The organism is Limnohabitans sp. 2KL-17 (genome assembly GCF_003063415.1).
Taxonomy (GTDB): domain Bacteria; phylum Pseudomonadota; class Gammaproteobacteria; order Burkholderiales; family Burkholderiaceae_C; genus Limnohabitans_A.
Genome location: NZ_NESK01000013.1, coordinates 20,895 through 37,772, shown reverse-complemented (window position 1 = coordinate 37,772; position 16,878 = coordinate 20,895). Strand labels below are relative to the sequence as shown.

Sequence of the window (16,878 nt, the reverse complement as noted above, 5' to 3'; positions counted from 1 at the left end):
CAACGACAGGCTGACTCTTTTATTACATTTCCCCTGTGGTCACCCATTTCGCTTCGCCGTCCTTGCTGTCGCCTTCCCTTGCAGGCTTTGCCCCGCGTGCGCTGGCCGTGGTGGCGGTGCTGACCGTCGGCATGGGCTGGGCCCACTCCCAGCCCCTTGGCTTGCCCCTGCGCAGCAGCCCTTTGCTTGAAGAAAATATCTCCACCCGTCAGCAAGCCGAAGGCGCTGTTTTTGTGAACGGCCAACAGATCACCGTCCGTCCGGACATGGACCTGGTGGTGGAGGGGCAGGCCAGCATCCGGCGACCCGGCCTGGCTGTGCGTGCGGACCGGGTGGACTACGACCAGACACAGGATGTGGTGGACGCCTCAGGGCACGTGCGCGTCAGCCGTGAAAGCAGTGTTTTCGTCGGTCCGCGCTTGAGGCTCAAGGTGGACAGCTTCCAGGGCATTTTTGAGAAACCTGATTTTGAGCTTTACAGCAGCGGGGGTTACGGACAAGCGGCAGAAGTCGAGTTTGTAGACAACAAGCGCGCCATCATTCGCCAGGCCAGCTACACAACATGCCGCCGCAAACCGGGCCCGGAATGGTTGCCCGAGTGGCTGCTGAAAGCCACGCAGATGCGCATCGACGAGGAAGAGTCCACCGTCATCGTTGAAGGGGTGGAGTTCCGTTTTCACGACATCCCTGTTTTGACGGCTTCATCGATCAGCTTGCCTTTGACCAACGAGCGCAAATCAGGCTTCCTGCCGCCGCTCTTGAGCATCGACACGGTCAACGGCGTGGAAGTGGCACAACCTTATTACTTTGACATCGCTCCTAACCGCGATGCCACTATGGTCACCCACGTGATGAGCCAGCGCGGCATCGCTGCCGACACCGAATTGCGTTATTTGGAACAAGGCTACAGGGGCCAAGTGCGTTTGAACTTGATGCCCTTCGACAAATTGCGAGATGAGCGCCGGTGGGGCTTGTCCACTCAACACAATGGCAGCATTGACACCGGGCTGGGCAGCGTGGGTCTGGACCTGCGTTTGAACCGGGTCAGTGACAAAAATTATTGGCGGGACTTTCCGCGCTCGGGCCTGCTGCTCACGCAGCGTGTCCTGCCGTCCACGGGGGTTTTGTCCTGGGGGCGCGGCGACTTCAGCATGACCGCGCAAATGCAACGCTGGCAAAACCTGCAAGACCTTGCACCGCCCTATGACAGGGCACCCCAAATCACCATGCGCTATAGCCAATCGAACGCAGAAGGCCTCGATTGGTCAGTGGTGGGTGACACCACGCGCTTTGAGGCCGACTTTTCTCGTGTGCCCAGTCTTGTCAATGCCAAACCGCGCAATGGCGAGCGCAGCTTTGTGCAAGCCCAGGTCAGCCGCCCCTGGATACGCCCCTGGGGATTCTTGACACCCAAATTGCAGCTGCATGCTACGCGCTACCAAATGGACAACACTTTGGACAATGGCGCACTCTCGGTGAACCGTGTCCTGCCCACCTTCAGTTTGGATTCCGGCTTGGTGTTTGAACGCGAAACCCGGTGGTTTGGCCGTGATGTGTTGCAGACACTCGAACCACGTGCCTTTTACGCTCGCACGCCTTTCAAAAATCAGGACATGCTGCCTATTTATGACACTGGCGCCACCGACTTCAACTTGTCCACGATTTTCAGCGAGAACACTTACGTTGGTCATGACAGACTGGTGGACAATAATGCGCTGACGCTGGGCGTGAGCAGCCGCTTTTTTGATGCAGGCAACGGCGCTGAAATGCTCAGGGTGGGTGTGGCACAACGCATCCGATATACAGACCAGCTTGTCGGGCTCGAAAAAAATCAACCGATCGTCTCTGCAGGCTTGAGTGACATTTTGTTCGGCGCCGGTATCCGGTGGGATGACCGCTGGGCATTAGAAGGCACCATCCAGGCCAAAAACCAGACACACGAGATCAACCGAACCACGCTGCAAGGACGCTACAGCCCAAGCCCCTACCGTGTCATCAATGCGGCTTATCGATCCAACAACCAGGTCACCCCCAACTCTGCGTTTTTGGATCTGGGGTGGCAGTGGCCTTTGAGCGACATGGTGGGGAACACCGACCAGCAAGCGGATACCGCCTGGTCGCGCGCGCCCGGTCAGGGCCTTGGCCCGGATCGCTGGTACACGGTCGGCCGGCTCAATTACAGCCTGAAAGAGCGCAGTCTCGTGGACACGTTGCTGGGTCTCGAATACGATGCGGGTTGCTGGCTTGGCCGAATCGCCTTCCAGCGCCTTCAAACCAACATCACCAGCGCCAGCGCCTCGAACGCCACCAGCCGCATCCTTTTTCAACTCGAGTTCATCGGTTTGGCACGCGTAGGCATCAGCCCCTTGAAGAGCCTGAGTGACAACATTCCCCGCTACCAATACCTGCGCGACAGCACGGTTCAACCCAGTCGGTTCCAGCACTATGAATAACCTGATCTCTCCTGCCCGCTCAGCTTTGCTGGCCTCCGTCCTGGGCACCATCGCTTGGCTTGGCGCCTCAGGGGCCTTGGCACAAACCCCGACTGCGGCCATTCGACAGGCTGATTTCATTGTGGCGGTGGTGAACTCCGAGCCCATCACCAACCAGGAAGTGCAGGCATTGCGCCAACGCCTGGCCAAGGAATCGGCCAGCCGAGGCAACAAATCCGAACCGGATGAGCTCACCCGCTTGGCCATAGAGCAACTCATCAACGAGAAAGCGCAGTTGCAGCAAGCAAGGGACGCCGGTATCAAAATTGAAAACGAGGCCATCGATCAAGCCGAACTCAACGTGGCTGCCAGCAACCAGTTGACGCGTGAAGAAATGTACAAACGTCTGGCACAAGACGGCATCTCACTGAGTACGTTTCGTGCGCAACTGCGCACCCAGTTAACGCTCAGCCGCTTGCGTGAGCGTGAGGTTGAAGGCCGTGTGCGTGTCAGCGACCTGGAAGTCGAGCAATTTTTGCGTGAACAGCTGAAGGCACAAGCGGCACAGGTGCCTGCCCAATTGAACTTGGGCATGATCTTGATCGCCGTGCCTGAAAACAGCACAGAACAAGCCATCCAGGCCTTGAGCGCGCGCGCCACCGACATTGCACGCCGCGCCCGCGGCGGCGAAAACTTCGCCGAACTGGCAAAAACTTTTTCTCAAACCGCCGACCGGGGTGCCAATGGCGGTGACATGGGCTTGCGCCCTGCCGACCGCTACCCCGATTTGTTCATTGAAGCCACAAGCAGTCTGAATGCGGGTGAAGTCGCTGCGCCCGTTCGCTCGGCTGCAGGTTTTCACATTCTCAAAGTCATTGAGCGGCGCCAGGCCAACACCCTGCTCGTGACGCAAACCCGGGCCCGCCACATTTTGCTGCGCCCTTCAGCGCAAATGTCGCAAGCCCAAGCCGTAGACCGCCTGACCGAGGTTCGCCAAGCTGTGCTGTCAGGCAAGGCGGATTTCGCCGCCATGGCCCGCGAGATGTCACAGGACGGCAGCGCACAACAAGGCGGCGACCTGGGTTGGGCCAACCCGGGCATGTTTGTGCCCGAGTTCGAACAAGTCATGAACGGCTTGCGCCCAGGCCAAGTGGCAGCTCCGCTGGTATCCCGCTTTGGCGTCCACCTGATCGAAGTCACCGACCGACGCAGCGCACCCATGAGCGATCAGGAACAACGCGCCATGGCTCGCAGCGCCTTGCGCGAAAAGAAGCTGGATGAAGCTTATGCCACTTGGGTTGAAGACATTCGAAGCCGCGCCTATGTCGAGATGCGCGAGCCACCGCAATGAAGCACATTGCACGCAAACGATTTGGCCAGCACTTCCTGACCGATGGCGGCATCATTGGCGCTATTGTGGACGCCATCAAACCGGAAGCGGGTCAAGCCATGGTCGAGATCGGTCCTGGTCTGGCCGCTTTGACCCAGCCCCTGGTGGAGCGTCTGGGCCACCTGACGGTGATCGAACTGGACCGCGACCTGGCTGTGCGCTTGCGCGAGCACCCACACCTGTCGGTGGTGGAGTCGGACGTGCTGAAGGTGGACTTCAGAGCCCTTGCGGCACAGATGCTGGCCAACACAGCAGGCGCTGTGGCTTCAAAGGAAAAAATTCGGGTTGTCGGCAACCTGCCCTACAACATCTCGACCCCCATCCTGTTCCATTTGCTGGCCCAGGTCGATGTGATCGAAGACCAGCACTTCATGCTGCAAAAAGAAGTGATTGACCGCATGGTGGCAAAGCCCTGTACGTCCGATTACAGCCGACTCTCGGTCATGCTGCAGTGGCGCTACGACATGGCCAATGTTTTGTTTGTGCCGCCTGCAAGCTTTGACCCGCCCCCGCGAGTGGACAGCGCCGTGGTGCGCATGGTGCCACTGGCCACACCGCCCCAACTGAATGTCAAAACACTTGAAACCCTGGTGCAGGTGGCCTTCAGCCAGCGCCGCAAGATATTGCGCAACACTTTAGGCAGGTGGCTCGAAGAAAAGGGCTTTGCCGGCAACTTTGACGTGCAGCGCCGGGCTGAAGAAGTACCCGTGGCCGAGTTCGTCGCGCTGGCACAAGCGGTCTGAGCCAGACACACAAGACCTGCTAAGCCATTTCAAAAAGCCACTGGCCCATGAAAAAGCCCGTCACATGGACGGGCTTTTTTACATTCAGGCCCTGCCTCAGCAGCAAGGGGCCTTCAAGAACTTCAGGCGGCTGCGAGCCAGTAACCTGCGTTGAATGGGCTGCTCATGCGCAGCGCCAAGGGCGACACGTCCACCAATTTGTCGGTGGGCATTTTTTCGCCCTCTTCGACCGATTCGCCCATCACAGCGTCCTCGGTTTGTGCCTCATTCGCCCGTCCTGCTTGGCTATTTTGCGCAGAACGGGCTACAGAAAAGAATAGAAGCATCGGAAGGGTATCTTCCTGTCCCCCCAGTAATCTGCCGTATCCCGGAAGATGTCCAGCAATTGCTCGCGGGCTTCCTTGTCGAACTTGGCGTGTGCGGGTATTTGCTCCAGCACCACAATAAAGCCAGGCTGAGGGCCGGACTTGTGCAATGGATCGGTCATGCAGTCGTACAAGGCATCGAAGTTCTTGCCAAAGTGCGAAGGCAGCGTGAATTGCGCACCAATCAGGTCCAGCACATCCTGTTTGCTCTGGGCTTCGGCCAGATTGGCATACAAAAAGTGGTGGCCCAGGTTTTGGGCGGCATCTTGCAAGTCGCTCACGCGGTAAGCGCGGATCGACTGCACGATGTTGGACCGAACACCCTTCAGGGGCGTTTCAAGGTCGTGACGAATCGGCGTGTCCATCTCCGTGGTCTTTCTCTAAGGTCAAAAAATCAAGGCTTGTCGACAATCACGCGAAAACTCGCGTAATGGTCTTGTGTGTAGTAACAGGTCTGTGGATTGCGGGGCACTGGGCCACCGCAAACGATGCGCCGCGCTCCGCGATGCTTTAGGCCAGGTGTTCTGACGGTGTATTCAAGGTAAAACCCCCGCGTTTGACGAGGCAGAAGACGCTCGCGGTTGCCAAAAACCGTACCGTCCTTTTCATAAGGAAAAGGACCGCCCTTGCGGATGAGTTGGTACGTTTCTTGGCCTTCTCGCGGCAAATCTGTCACCTGCAAAGCGGGTGAAGCTTGGGCATCGGTGGCTGGACGGGCTTGCACCGTTAAAGTGCAAATTGATAATGCCAACCCCAAAAGCACTGGTAACCAGCGCTGCAGAGAGGCGATTTGTCGCGCCACCTTCATGAAAACACCTTTCAGAAGTCCCCGGGTTAACCCGAACACTCGAAGGCGCTAGTGTGAGGCAAGCGACATAAAAAAGCAATAGGATGCCCAATAAATAGGCAAAGCTTGTCCGGGCATTCGCTCTTTAAGTGAGCACGAGCTTATGTTTTATGGCTTATCTCGCAGCGTTGGCATCGGCCACCGTCAGGGCCGTCATGTTCACAATCCGTCGCACCGTGGTGCTGGGCGTCAGGATGTGAACCGGCTTGGCAGCACCCAGCAAAACAGGGCCCACAGCGATGTTGCCACCCGCCGCGGTCTTGAGCAGGTTGTAGGCAATATTGGCGGCATCAATGTTCGGCAAAACCAATAAATTCGCATCTCCCAGCAAGCTGCTGTTGGGCATGATGGCTTGGCGTGCGGCCGTGTCGAGTGCCACGTCGCCGTGCATTTCGCCATCCACTTCGAGCCAAGGCGCTTTTTTGCGAAGCAAGTCCAGGACGTCGCGCATTTTGATGGCGCTGGGCTGGTTGGAGGAGCCGAAGTTCGAATGGGACAACAAGGCCGCCTTGGGCTGAATACCAAAACGTCGCATTTCCTCAGCCGCCATGACGGTGAACTCGGCCAATTGCTCGGCTGTGGGGTCGTAATTCACATGGGTGTCGACCATGAAGACCTGACGGCCCGGCAGCATCAAGCCGTTCATGCAGGCAAAGGTATGGACGCCAGCCCGCTTGCCAATGACCTGGTCGATGTAATTCAGGTGCATGGGGTTGGTCCCCCAGGTGCCGCAAATCATGCCGTCCACATCGCCTTTGTGCAGCAACATGGCGCCAATCAGCGACAAACGGCGTCGCATTTCGATCTTGGCGATCTGCTCGGTCACGCCCTTGCGCTCGGTCATGCGGTGGTAGGTCTGCCAGAAATCACGATAGCGGTGGTCCATCTCCACGTTGACCACGTCGTAATCGAGTTCTTCTTTCAGGCGCAGGCCGAATTTTTCAATGCGTTCTGCAATCACGGCAGGGCGGCCAATCAGGGTCGGGCGGGCAAGGCCTTCGTCCACCACGATCTGGGAGGCACGCAAGACGCGTTCTTCCTCGCCTTCGCTGTAGGCGATGCGCTTTTTAAGGGCCCGCTTGGCAGCCGTGAAAATGGGCTTCATCATGGTGCCGGAGGCGTAGACAAAGCCTTGCAACTTTTCGCGGTATGCATCCATGTCCTGAATGGGGCGTGAGGCCACACCGCTTTCGGCGGCGGCTTGCGCCACGGCAGGTGCAATTTTCATCATCAAGCGCGGATCAAACGGCTTGGGAATGAGGTACTCGGGGCCAAACGCCAAAGGTTCGCCCACATAGGCGGCCGCCACAACTTCACTTTGCTCGGCCTGGGCCAGTTCGGCAATGGCGTGCACGGCAGCGATTTCCATCTCCAAAGTGATGGTGGTTGCGCCGCAATCCAGAGCACCCCGAAAAATGTAGGGAAAGCACAGGACGTTGTTGACCTGGTTGGGGTAGTCGGTGCGGCCGGTGGCCATGATGGCGTCGTCGCGCACGGCCTTGACGTCTTCGGGGTCGATTTCGGGGTTGGGGTTGGCCAACGCAAAAATCAGCGGCTTGGAGGCCATGCTCCTGACCATGTCTTGCTTGAGCACACCGCCGGCAGACAAGCCCAGAAACACATCGGCGCCCTCAATCACCTGCGCCAGCGTGCGCTGGTCGGTTTTTTGCACGAACTGGATTTTGTCTTCGTCCATCAACTCGGTGCGGCCTTCGTAAACCACGCCGGCCAGGTCGGTGACCCAGATGTTTTCACGCGGGATGCCCAGCTTGACCAGCAAACCCAAGCAAGCCAGGGCCGCAGCGCCTGCACCCGAGGTGACCAGCTTGATCTTTTTAGGGTCTTTGTTGACGATTTTCAGGCCGTTCAAGATGGCCGCGCCCACCACAATGGCCGTGCCATGCTGGTCGTCGTGGAAGACCGGAATCTTCATGCGCTCACGCAACTTGCGCTCAACGTAAAAACAATCGGGGGCTTTGATGTCTTCAAGGTTGATACCGCCAAAGGTGGGCTCCAGCGCGGCAATGATTTCAACCAGTTTGTCCGGGTCTTTTTCGTTGATCTCGATGTCGAACACATCGATGCCCGAGAACTTCTTGAACAGCACGCCCTTGCCTTCCATGACCGGCTTGCTGGCCAGTGGCCCGATGTCGCCCAGGCCCAACACGGCGGTGCCGTTGGTGACAACACCTACCAAGTTGCCCCGGCTGGTGTATTTGAAGGCCGCAGCCGGGTCTTTGACGATTTCTTCGCACGGCGCCGCGACGCCAGGGGAGTAGGCCAAAGCCAGGTCGTGCTGGTTGACCAGCTGCTTGGTCGGCGCGATGGCTATCTTGCCGGGGGTGGGGAACTCGTGGTATTCGAGTGCGGCTTTGCGCAGCTGTGCGCGTTTTTCTTCGGCTTGGACCTTGTTGGTCATTGTTCTTGCTCCGTTTGGGGGGTGTGCTGTCAAGGGTGCCAGTGATCAGCAGCCAATCTGAATGGAATGTAGGGTGTCGATGTACGGGGTGACAACCGGGTCATAATTCATTGTAGACCCCGGATTAAATGGTTTTGAGGATACCAATACGCCAGGCAAGTGAGTTGGCTTTTGACTTTTGCACACGAATCAGCGCAAATGCTTCCAGGCCTTGTGCTGCAAGACTTGCAGCACGCTTATGGCGCGCGGCCCCGGAATGACTTCAAAAGTGGCGCCGACTTGCAGGAAGCCCGGCCTGTCGACCGCCAAGTAAAACCCGCATCGTCCGCTGAGCACCATGTCCTTGGCCGCCTGCGGATAAGCCATGACGGCATTGAATTTGCCGCAAGGCTCACGGGGCTGTGTCACGCGCAAGGCCACCTCGCCAAACTGCAAGGTGTCACCGATGAACAGGTCTTGTTCGAGGACACCATGCAGGCTGAGATTTTCGCCCAGCAGCCCAGGGGCCAGGTCTTCTTCGAACAGGGTCACGCCCCGGGTCTGGCGCTGTGCCCGCCACCAAGGCAAGTGCTCTGAAGGCATGGCATAAACCGCCTTGCTCAAGCCGCCGTGCACAGTGGGGTCGGCTTGCTCATCGCCAAGCAAGCCCATGACCCCGACTTCGACTGGGCCACTCACAGGGGTTTTGCCTATGGCCGAAGCCATCTTGCGCCCACTGACCATCAAAGGGCGAACCCGGCCGGTCTGGATCGAGAGGAGGGTGCCGCGGTCGGCTTTTGGCATTCGCGGATCGGCTTGGGTCATGCCCCGATCAGGCTTTCATCAGGGCTTCGATCTCGTCGGCCTTGACCGGCACCCCGCGCGTGATCAGCTCGCAACCGGTCTCGGTCACGATGGCGTCGTCTTCGATGCGAATGCCGATGTTGTGGAACTTTTCAGGCACGCCCACAGCAGGACGAATATACAGACCTGGTTCGATCGTCAACACCATGCCTGGCTGAAGAATGCGGCTCGGGCGGTCTTTGATGGTCTCGCCGCTCAAAGGGTCTTTGCGCTCACTGATCTGGCCAACCTGTGAAGGTTCCACGTAACTCCCGCAATCGTGCACATCCATGCCCAACCAGTGGCCTGTGCGGTGCATGTAAAACTGGAAATAGCTGCGGTTGGCAATCACGTCTTGCGCATTGCCCACCTTGTTCTTGTCGAGCAAGCCCACATCGAGCAGGCCCTGCGCCAGCACCGCCACCGTGGCCTCGTGTGGATCGACAAACCGGGCACCCGCCTTGGTCACGGCCACAGCAGCATCTTGTGAAGCAAGCACCAGGTCATACAAGGCGCGTTGCGGACCAGAAAACAAGCCATTGGCCGGGAAAGTGCGGGTGATGTCGCTGGCATAGCCATCGAGCTCGCAACCCGCGTCAATCAACACCAGATCGCCATCTTTGATCAAGGCCGTGTCTGCACGGTAATGCAGCACGCAGGCATTGGCCCCGCCGGCCACGATGGAGCCATAGGCCGGGTACTGCGAGCCGTGTTGACGAAACTCGTGCAACAGCTCGGCATCCAGGTGGAACTCGCGCACTTCTTGCCCGGCGCGCAGCATGGCGGCGCTGCGCTGCATGGCACGGATGTGGGCGCGGGCGCTGATGGCCGAGGCACGGCGCATGGTGCCCTGCTCGTTCGCATCTTTCACCAGGCGCATCTCGTCAAGGATGCTGCACAGATCACGCTGCTGATCGGGGCACAAAGCGCCATAGCGAACGCGCGAACGGACCGACTGCAGCCAGCCGTCCACACGGCCTTCAAGACCTGCATGGATGGCAAACGGGTACCAGACCGTGCTGCGGTTTTCCAGCAACTTGGGCATTTGCGCGGCCATCTCGCCGATCGGGAAGGCCCGGCTCAGGCCCAAAGTGGCGGGTGCGGCATCCGGCCCCAGCCGAATGCCGTCCCAGATTTCTCGCTCCAGATTCTTTGGCTGGCAAAACAATGTGACTTCGCCCTCAGCCGTGATCACCAGCGTGGCATGCGGCTCGGTGAAGCCGGTGAGGTAATAAAAGTAACTGTCGTGCCGGTACAGGTAATGGCTGTCCCGGTTGCGCTGCTGCTCAGGTGCAGTCGGAATGATGGCGATGCCGCCTGTGCCCAGCTGGGCAGCGACGCTGGCACGGCGTTGTGCGTAGATCGTAGGAGAGGTCATTTGAACATTGTAGAAGGGGGCCAATAACCTGTACTGCGGCCGTCAACCGTTCAACTGCGCCAGCCGCTCGGGCGTGCCCACATCGGTCCATTCGCCCGCGTACACCTCGCCCGAAACCTGGCCCTGGTCCATCGCTGCCCGCAGCGGGGGAGCCAGCGCCAGCGCCACGCCCTCGGGATTGCCGGCAGAAAGGCCGCCGTTGGCAAAAAAGGTTTTTTTATACAACGCAATGGTGCTGAAGGTCAGGTTTCGGCCCACCGAGCCTTTGGGCAGGTTGAGCACCTGGCCTGTTGCCGAGAGTCCGAAGTCACCACCCAAGTTGTGCGCCGGGTTGGGCACCAGCCACAAGTGAGCGGTGTGCTGGCTGGCGGCAAAGCGCTGCAGGGCTTCGGGTGCGAAGACAAAGTCGGGTGCGAACACATCGCCCGCCACCACCCAGAAGACTTCGGCCAATTGCGGCAAGGCGCGAACAATGCCGCCAGCGGTCTCCAGCGCTCGGCCAAAGTCCTGGCCTTCGTGCGAATAAGCCAGGTCCACCACCGGCAAACCTGGCCAGTTGGCTTGCACGCCGAAGTGAGCCAAAATTTTTTCACCCAGCCAGGCGGTGTTGATCAACTGACGGGTGAAGCCCCCTCGGGCCAGCGCCTGCATGGGCCACTGCATCAAGGGCTGACCGCGCACTGCCAGCAAGGGCTTGGGCAGGGCGTCGGTCAAGGGGCGCATGCGCTCGCCACGGCCAGCGGCCAGCACCATGGCCTGGGCCAGAGGGGCTGCACTCAAGGCATGGGCCGTGGCTGGGGGATGGAAACGATCGGTCATCCTCTGATGTTGCCACGCCTTGAGGCGCTCCCGAGACACAAAAAGCCCAAGACGAGGTCATAAACTCCATTGGCCGCTCCCGCACACGGAAACCGTCACACCTGCTCAAAAAAGAGACACGCCCATGACACGCCCTGATCAAACGGTCATCGTTGCCGCTCAAAACGCTGCACTTCGGCTGGCCGACCGGCACACCCCCTTCGTCATGAACGATTGGTATGTGGCGGCTTTTGGCGAAGAGGTCCAACAACAATTGCTGGCCCGCACCCTGCTGGGCCGGCGCCTGGTTTTTTTCCGTTCGGCCGATGGTCGTGTTGTGGCCCTGGAAGACCGTTGCCCGCACCGGTCCATGCCTCTTTCGGCCGGTTCGCTGGACCAGGACACCATCGTGTGCGCTTACCACGGCCTGCGGTTCAACACCGAGGGCGACTGCATCGAAGTGCCTTCGCAAGCCACTTGTCCCAAAAACATGGGCATCAAAGCCTACCGAACCCATGAGCGCGGTGCCGTGGTCTGGATTTGGATGGGCGATGCCGAGCAGGCCGACCTGAGCAAACTGCCACCGCAAGACTGGATGGAAGACGCCGAGTGGGAACGCTCGCAAGGCTATCTGGGCTTGCAAGCCAATTACGTGCGCCTGCACGAGAACCTGCTGGACCTGACGCATTTGAGTTTTTCGCACGCCAAAAGCTTTGGCACGCCGGATTACGCCAAAGCCGTTTTTGAAAGCGAAATCGGCGACGGTCAATTCGCCTTGCTGCGCAACGTGGTGCCCACCACCTTGCCCCCCGTGTGGGGCATTCCCACCGGGCTGACGGGGCAAGGCCAAGCTGCCCGCATCGTGCGCTCCGAATTTCGAAGTTTGGGGCTGCACGAGGTGTCGGTGACGTTTTACGATTGTCATTTGCCCGAAAACGAGCGGGCCCTCTTTCGCATCCGCACCGCGCACATGCCCACCCCCGAGACGGCCACCCGCACGCACTACTTCATCGTGCATGGGCGCGATTTTGCGCAGGCTGACGCGGAAACCACGCGCTTCATGCACCAGCAGTTGTTCGTGGCTTTTCAAGAAGATGTGGACGGCCTGGCCCTGCAAGAGCAAGCCCTCGCCAGCACCCCTGCCGAAGATTTGTACGAGTTTTCAGTGGCTGCCGACGCCCCTGCGGTGGCCATGCGTCGCCATGTGCTGGCCCGGCAACAAAAGGAAGCCAAGGCCTGAGAAGCCCCATTCAAGCCCAAGACTGGCCCGCCCCATGCGCCCACCGCTTGGGCAGACGCTCCCCTGGACACAAGCCGCCAACACCTTGAGGTGGGCCTTCTAACTCTCCCTGTGCAGGCCTTGCATGGCAGGCTGCCAGTCGCTACCGCCTGGCAGACAACCGCTAAAATCACGGGTTTTCCAGAATACCTTCCCGAAAGCTGACCCCATGGCCAATCAACAACAAATGGCAAACGCCATCCGCGCCCTTGCAATGGACGCTGTTCAACAAGCCAACTCGGGTCACCCGGGCGCCCCCATGGGCATGGCCGACATGGCGGTTGCCTTGTGGGGCGACCACCTGCAGCACAACCCGAAAAACCCGCACTGGGCCAACCGTGACCGCTTTGTGCTGTCGAACGGCCACGGCTCGATGCTGATTTATTCGGTGCTGCACCTGACGGGCTACAAGCTGCCGATCGAAGAACTCAAGAACTTCCGCACCCTGCACAGCAAAACCGCCGGTCACCCCGAAGTGGGCGTGACGCCTGGCGTGGAAACCACCACCGGCCCGCTGGGTCAAGGCGTCACCAATGCCGTGGGCATGGCGCTGGCCGAAAAAATGCTGGCCGCCGAGTTCAACCAGGCAGGCCACACCATCGTCAACCACCACACTTATGTGTTCCTGGGTGACGGCTGCCTGATGGAGGGCATCAGCCACGAAGCCTGCGCGCTGGCCGGCGCCTGGAAGCTGAACAAGCTGATCGCCCTGTACGACGACAACTGCATCTCGATCGACGGCCAGGTGGCCCCCTGGTTCATTGACAACACGCCCCAGCGCTTTGCCGCTTACGGCTGGAACGTGATCGATGCCGTGGACGGCCACGACGCCAGCGCCGTGTCCAAGGCGATAGCCGCTGCCAAACACAGCGCGGACAAGCCCACCCTGATCGTCTGTAAGACCGCCATCGGCAAGGGCTCGCCCAACCGCGCGGGCACTTCCAAGGCCCACGGCGAGCCTCTGGGCGCTGAAGAAATCAAGTTGACACGCGAAGCCCTGGGCTGGACAGCCGAGCCCTTCAAGATCCCCAAAGCGGTTTATGCCGATTGGGACGCCAAGGCTGCAGGCGTGGCCCGCGAGGCCAAGTGGAACACCACTTTTGCCGCTTACAAAGCCGCCTTCCCGGCACAAGCCAAAGAGTTCGTGCGGCGCATGAAGGGCGATCTGCCCAAGAACTTCAACCAGGTGGCGTTTGACGCTGTCGTTGCGGCCCACACCCAGGGCGAAACCGTGGCCAGCCGCAAGGCCAGCCAGCTGGCGCTGGAAGCCTTTACGGCCGCCCTGCCCGAAATGCTGGGCGGCTCTGCCGACCTGACGGGCTCGAACCTGACCAACACCAAGAGCACCCCGGCTTTCCGCGTGGACCTGGCCGGTGACGTGGTCAAAACCGAAAGCGGAAAAATCGGCCGCCACATCAACTACGGCGTGCGCGAATTCGGCATGGCCGCGATCATGAACGGCCTGGCCCTGCACGGCGGCTACATCCCTTACGGCGGCACCTTCCTGACCTTCAGCGACTATTCGCGCAACGCCATCCGCATGGCCGCGCTGATGAAGCAACGCATCATCCATGTGTTCACCCACGACTCCATCGGTCTGGGCGAAGACGGTCCGACCCACCAGTCGATCGAGCACGCCGCCAGCCTGCGCCTGATCCCCGGCCTGGACGTTTGGCGCCCCGCCGACACCGCCGAAACCACCGTGGCATGGGCCGTGGCCCTGCAAAACGCGCACCGCCCCTCGGCCTTGCTGCTCAGCCGCCAGAACCTGGCCTACTCGCCCAAGAGCGATCTCGGCGACATCAGCCGTGGCGCCTATGTGCTGTCCGAGCCAGCACACGTCGGCATCAAGAAGACCCACGGCGTGATCATCGCCACCGGCTCTGAAGTGCAACTGGCCCTGGCCGCGCAAAAGCTGCTGGCCGAACGCAAAATCGGTGTGCGCGTGGTCTCCATGCCCAGCACCAACGTGTTTGACCGTCAGGACACCGAGTACAAGCAAAGTGTGCTGCCCGCAGGCGTTGCCCGCGTGGCGGTCGAAATGGGTTCTACCGACGGCTGGTGGAAATACGGCTGCGCCGCCGTGGTCGGCATCGACACCTACGGCGAGTCGGCCCCCGCCCCTGTTTTGTTCAAGCACTTCGGCTTCACTGCCGAAAACGTGGCCGACACGGTCCACGCTGCACTGCTGAAAGCCTGACAAGGCACAACCGGCTGAAAGGTTTCGGCGCCCGCGGGTGCCGAAACCACGCTCAGGGATCAGGCTCACGCAAGGGTTTTGATTTAAAAACCGGTTACGTAACCGTTTTGTAACTTTTCCCCCAAGGCATTCACCATGACCATCAAGCTTGGCATCAACGGATTCGGTCGCATCGGCCGCCTGGCCCTGCGCGCAGCCCTGAAACACGGCTTCACCGACATCCAGATCATGGGCATCAACGACCCGAAGCCCGCTGATTACCTGGCCTACATGCTCAAGTACGACAGCGTGCACGGCCGATTTGACGGCACAGTGGACTTCACGGAAGACAGCCTGATTGTCAACGGCAAAAAGATCAAGCTTTCGCACGAACGCGATGCACACAACTTGCAGTGGGGCCCGATGGGCGTGGACATCGTGCTCGAGTGCACCGGCCACTACCTGACCGAGCCCACCAGCCAGATGCACATCGTTGCAGGCGCCAAAAAGGTGGTGATCTCGGCGCCTTCCAAAGACAGCATCCCCATGTTTGTGTACGGCGTGAACCACAAGAAATACGCGGGCGAGAGCATCGTGTCGAACGCCAGCTGCACCACCAACTGCCTGGCCCCCGTGGTGAAGGTGCTGAACGACAAATGGGGCATCAAGCGCGGCCTGATGACCACCGTGCACGCCGCCACCGCCAGTCAGATGACCGTGGACGGGTCGTCCCGCAAAGACTGGCGCGGTGGCCGAGGGATTTTGGAAAACATCATCCCCAGCAGCACCGGCGCGGCCAAGGCTGTGGGCGTGGTGATCCCCGAGATCAAGGGCAAGATCACCGGCATGGCCTTTCGGGTGCCCACCTCGGACGTGTCCGTGATTGACCTGACCGTGGAGCTGAACAACGAAGCCAGCTACGCCGAGATCTGCGCCGAAATGAAGGCGCAAAGCGAAGGTGCCTTGAAAGGTGTGCTGGGCTACACCGACGAGAAAGTCGTCTCCACCGATTTCCGTGGCGAATCCTGCGCGAGCGTGTTCGATGCCACCGCCGGCATTGCGCTGGACAAAACCTTCGTCAAGATCGTCGCCTGGTACGACAACGAATGGGGTTACGCCAAGCAGTGCCTGGAGATGGTGCGGGTTGTTTCTAAAAAGAAGTGACCTGCGTCTGAACGGGCAGCGGGTGCCAGCGGCAGACTCAGCTGCCGGCGCCCCGCCAGGGCTCAGAGGCGCTTCGCTTTGCCACATCGCCCCGACGGGGCGCCGGCATCTGAGTCGTGGTGACCACGGACAAAACGGCTTCGGGTACGCCCTCTTGATTGGTGACAGCAGGCCTTGGTTGCGCTTGCGCGCATCAAGCCTTGACCGCTGCAGCTTCCACAAACGCCAACACCGCCTCGAGCATGCGCCGCACATGGGGTTGCACGCCTGCGGCGACTTCGGGCAGGTAATCAAACGGCCATTGTTCCTGCATGTAGGTGCATTGGGTCATTTCCAGTTGCACCGCATGGATGCCCTGCTCGGGCCTGCCGTATTGGCGGGTGATGTGCCCGCCTTTGAATCGGCCATTCAGCACGGCGGTGTAGGGGGCTGCTTGTTTGCCAATGGCCAGCAAGTGCTCGGCCAGAACCGGGCTGCAACTGGCCCCGTTGGCCGTGCCCAGATTCAGGTCGGGCAGGGTGCCCTCGAAAAAACGGGGGACTACTGAGCGAATCGAATGCGCATCCCACAAGGCCGCTGCGCCGTGCGCTGACCGAATGCGTGTGAGCTCTCGCGCCAGCTGCGCATGGTAGGGCTGCCAGATGGCTTCGCGGCGCTGGGCAATCTCTGCTTCATCCGGTTGTTCAGCCGGCTCACGGTACAGCGGTTGGTCGTCAAACAAATCCACCGGGCACAGGCCGGTCACGCTTTGGCCGGGGTAAAGGCTGGCGCCATCGGGTGGCCGGTTCAGGTCGATCACAAAACGCGAATGCGTGGCCACCAGCACCGAGGCACCCAGGGCATCGGCAAAGTCGTACAGACGCTCCAGGTGCCAGTCGGTGTCGGGCACGCGCCGAGCTTCGTCGGTCAGGCGTGACGCCAGCGCGGGCGGCACATGCGTGCCCACATGCGGCATGGAAATCAGCAAGGGACGTGTGCCCTGGCGAAAGCGAAAAGGGGGCTCGGTCGTTTGAAAGTTCATGGTGTGTGTTGCCAGGATGGATGACTTGCAAAAGTGCGGGC

At 60.1% G+C, this 16,878-nt stretch carries 13 protein-coding genes; 6 read left to right on the top strand and 7 right to left on the bottom strand.

The window, feature by feature from the left end:
- The first annotated feature begins 35 nt into the window (after positions 1 to 35).
- From B9Z45_RS08075 to rsmA, 3 genes are read left to right on the top strand one after another with little or no spacing between them, the layout of a single operon-like run.
- Entirely contained in the window at positions 36 to 2,453 is a 2,418-nt protein-coding gene (locus B9Z45_RS08075) for an LPS-assembly protein LptD (RefSeq protein WP_233252125.1), read from the top strand.
- Entirely contained in the window at positions 2,446 to 3,783 is a 1,338-nt protein-coding gene (locus B9Z45_RS08070; protein ID WP_108406718.1) for a peptidylprolyl isomerase, read from the top strand. Before B9Z45_RS08075 ends, B9Z45_RS08070 begins: the two co-directional genes overlap by 8 nt.
- Positions 3,780 to 4,565: a 16S rRNA (adenine(1518)-N(6)/adenine(1519)-N(6))-dimethyltransferase RsmA gene (gene rsmA / locus B9Z45_RS08065; RefSeq protein ID WP_108406717.1), complete on the top strand. Its 786-nt coding sequence runs from the start codon at positions 3,780 to 3,782 to the stop codon at positions 4,563 to 4,565. The genes B9Z45_RS08070 and rsmA overlap by 4 nt, the downstream gene beginning before the upstream one ends.
- Positions 4,566 to 4,869: 304 nt before the next feature.
- On the opposite strand, the gene B9Z45_RS08060 is transcribed toward rsmA, so the two are convergent.
- The 6 genes from B9Z45_RS08060 to B9Z45_RS08035 form a co-directional block, all read right to left on the bottom strand.
- Entirely contained in the window at positions 4,870 to 5,295 is a 426-nt protein-coding gene (locus B9Z45_RS08060; protein ID WP_108406716.1) for a barstar family protein, read from the bottom strand.
- A 29-nt stretch (positions 5,296 to 5,324) separates the two neighbouring features.
- Complete coding sequence (locus B9Z45_RS08055) at positions 5,325 to 5,738, bottom strand: ribonuclease domain-containing protein (protein WP_108406715.1); 414 nt, start codon at positions 5,736 to 5,738, stop codon at positions 5,325 to 5,327.
- Between the two features lie 154 nt (positions 5,739 to 5,892).
- Complete coding sequence (locus B9Z45_RS08050; RefSeq protein ID WP_108406714.1) at positions 5,893 to 8,196, bottom strand: NADP-dependent malic enzyme; 2,304 nt, start codon at positions 8,194 to 8,196, stop codon at positions 5,893 to 5,895.
- 189 nt (positions 8,197 to 8,385) lie between these two features.
- The gene (locus tag B9Z45_RS08045; RefSeq protein WP_233252124.1) at positions 8,386 to 8,979 is read right to left on the bottom strand and encodes an MOSC domain-containing protein; all 594 of its coding nucleotides are present in this window, start codon (positions 8,977 to 8,979) and stop codon (positions 8,386 to 8,388) included.
- A 28-nt stretch (positions 8,980 to 9,007) separates the two neighbouring features.
- A complete protein-coding gene (locus tag B9Z45_RS08040) occupies positions 9,008 to 10,396 on the bottom strand; it encodes an aminopeptidase P N-terminal domain-containing protein (RefSeq protein ID WP_108406712.1) in 1,389 nt (462 codons plus the stop codon).
- 42 nt (positions 10,397 to 10,438) lie between these two features.
- Positions 10,439 to 11,149, bottom strand: coding sequence for a nucleotidyltransferase family protein (locus B9Z45_RS08035; protein WP_108406776.1), 711 nt, complete (start codon positions 11,147 to 11,149; stop codon positions 10,439 to 10,441).
- A gap of 190 nt (positions 11,150 to 11,339) precedes the next feature.
- Here B9Z45_RS08035 and B9Z45_RS08030 point away from each other — a divergent pair, with 190 nt between their 5' ends.
- The 3 genes from B9Z45_RS08030 (at position 11,340) to gap (ending at position 15,816) form a co-directional block, all read left to right on the top strand.
- Positions 11,340 to 12,434 carry an aromatic ring-hydroxylating dioxygenase subunit alpha gene (locus tag B9Z45_RS08030; protein ID WP_108406711.1) on the top strand — a complete coding sequence of 365 codons (1,095 nt, stop codon included), beginning with the start codon at positions 11,340 to 11,342 and terminating at the stop codon, positions 12,432 to 12,434.
- 208 nt (positions 12,435 to 12,642) lie between these two features.
- A complete protein-coding gene (gene tkt, locus B9Z45_RS08025; protein WP_108406710.1) occupies positions 12,643 to 14,673 on the top strand; it encodes a transketolase in 2,031 nt (676 codons plus the stop codon).
- A 135-nt stretch (positions 14,674 to 14,808) separates the two neighbouring features.
- Entirely contained in the window at positions 14,809 to 15,816 is a 1,008-nt protein-coding gene (gene gap / locus B9Z45_RS08020; protein WP_108406709.1) for a type I glyceraldehyde-3-phosphate dehydrogenase, read from the top strand.
- A 193-nt stretch (positions 15,817 to 16,009) separates the two neighbouring features.
- Here gap and hutG read toward each other — a convergent pair whose 3' ends face one another.
- Positions 16,010 to 16,837, bottom strand: coding sequence for an N-formylglutamate deformylase (gene hutG, locus B9Z45_RS08015; protein WP_108406708.1), 828 nt, complete (start codon positions 16,835 to 16,837; stop codon positions 16,010 to 16,012).
- Positions 16,838 to 16,878: the final 41 nt, after the last annotated feature.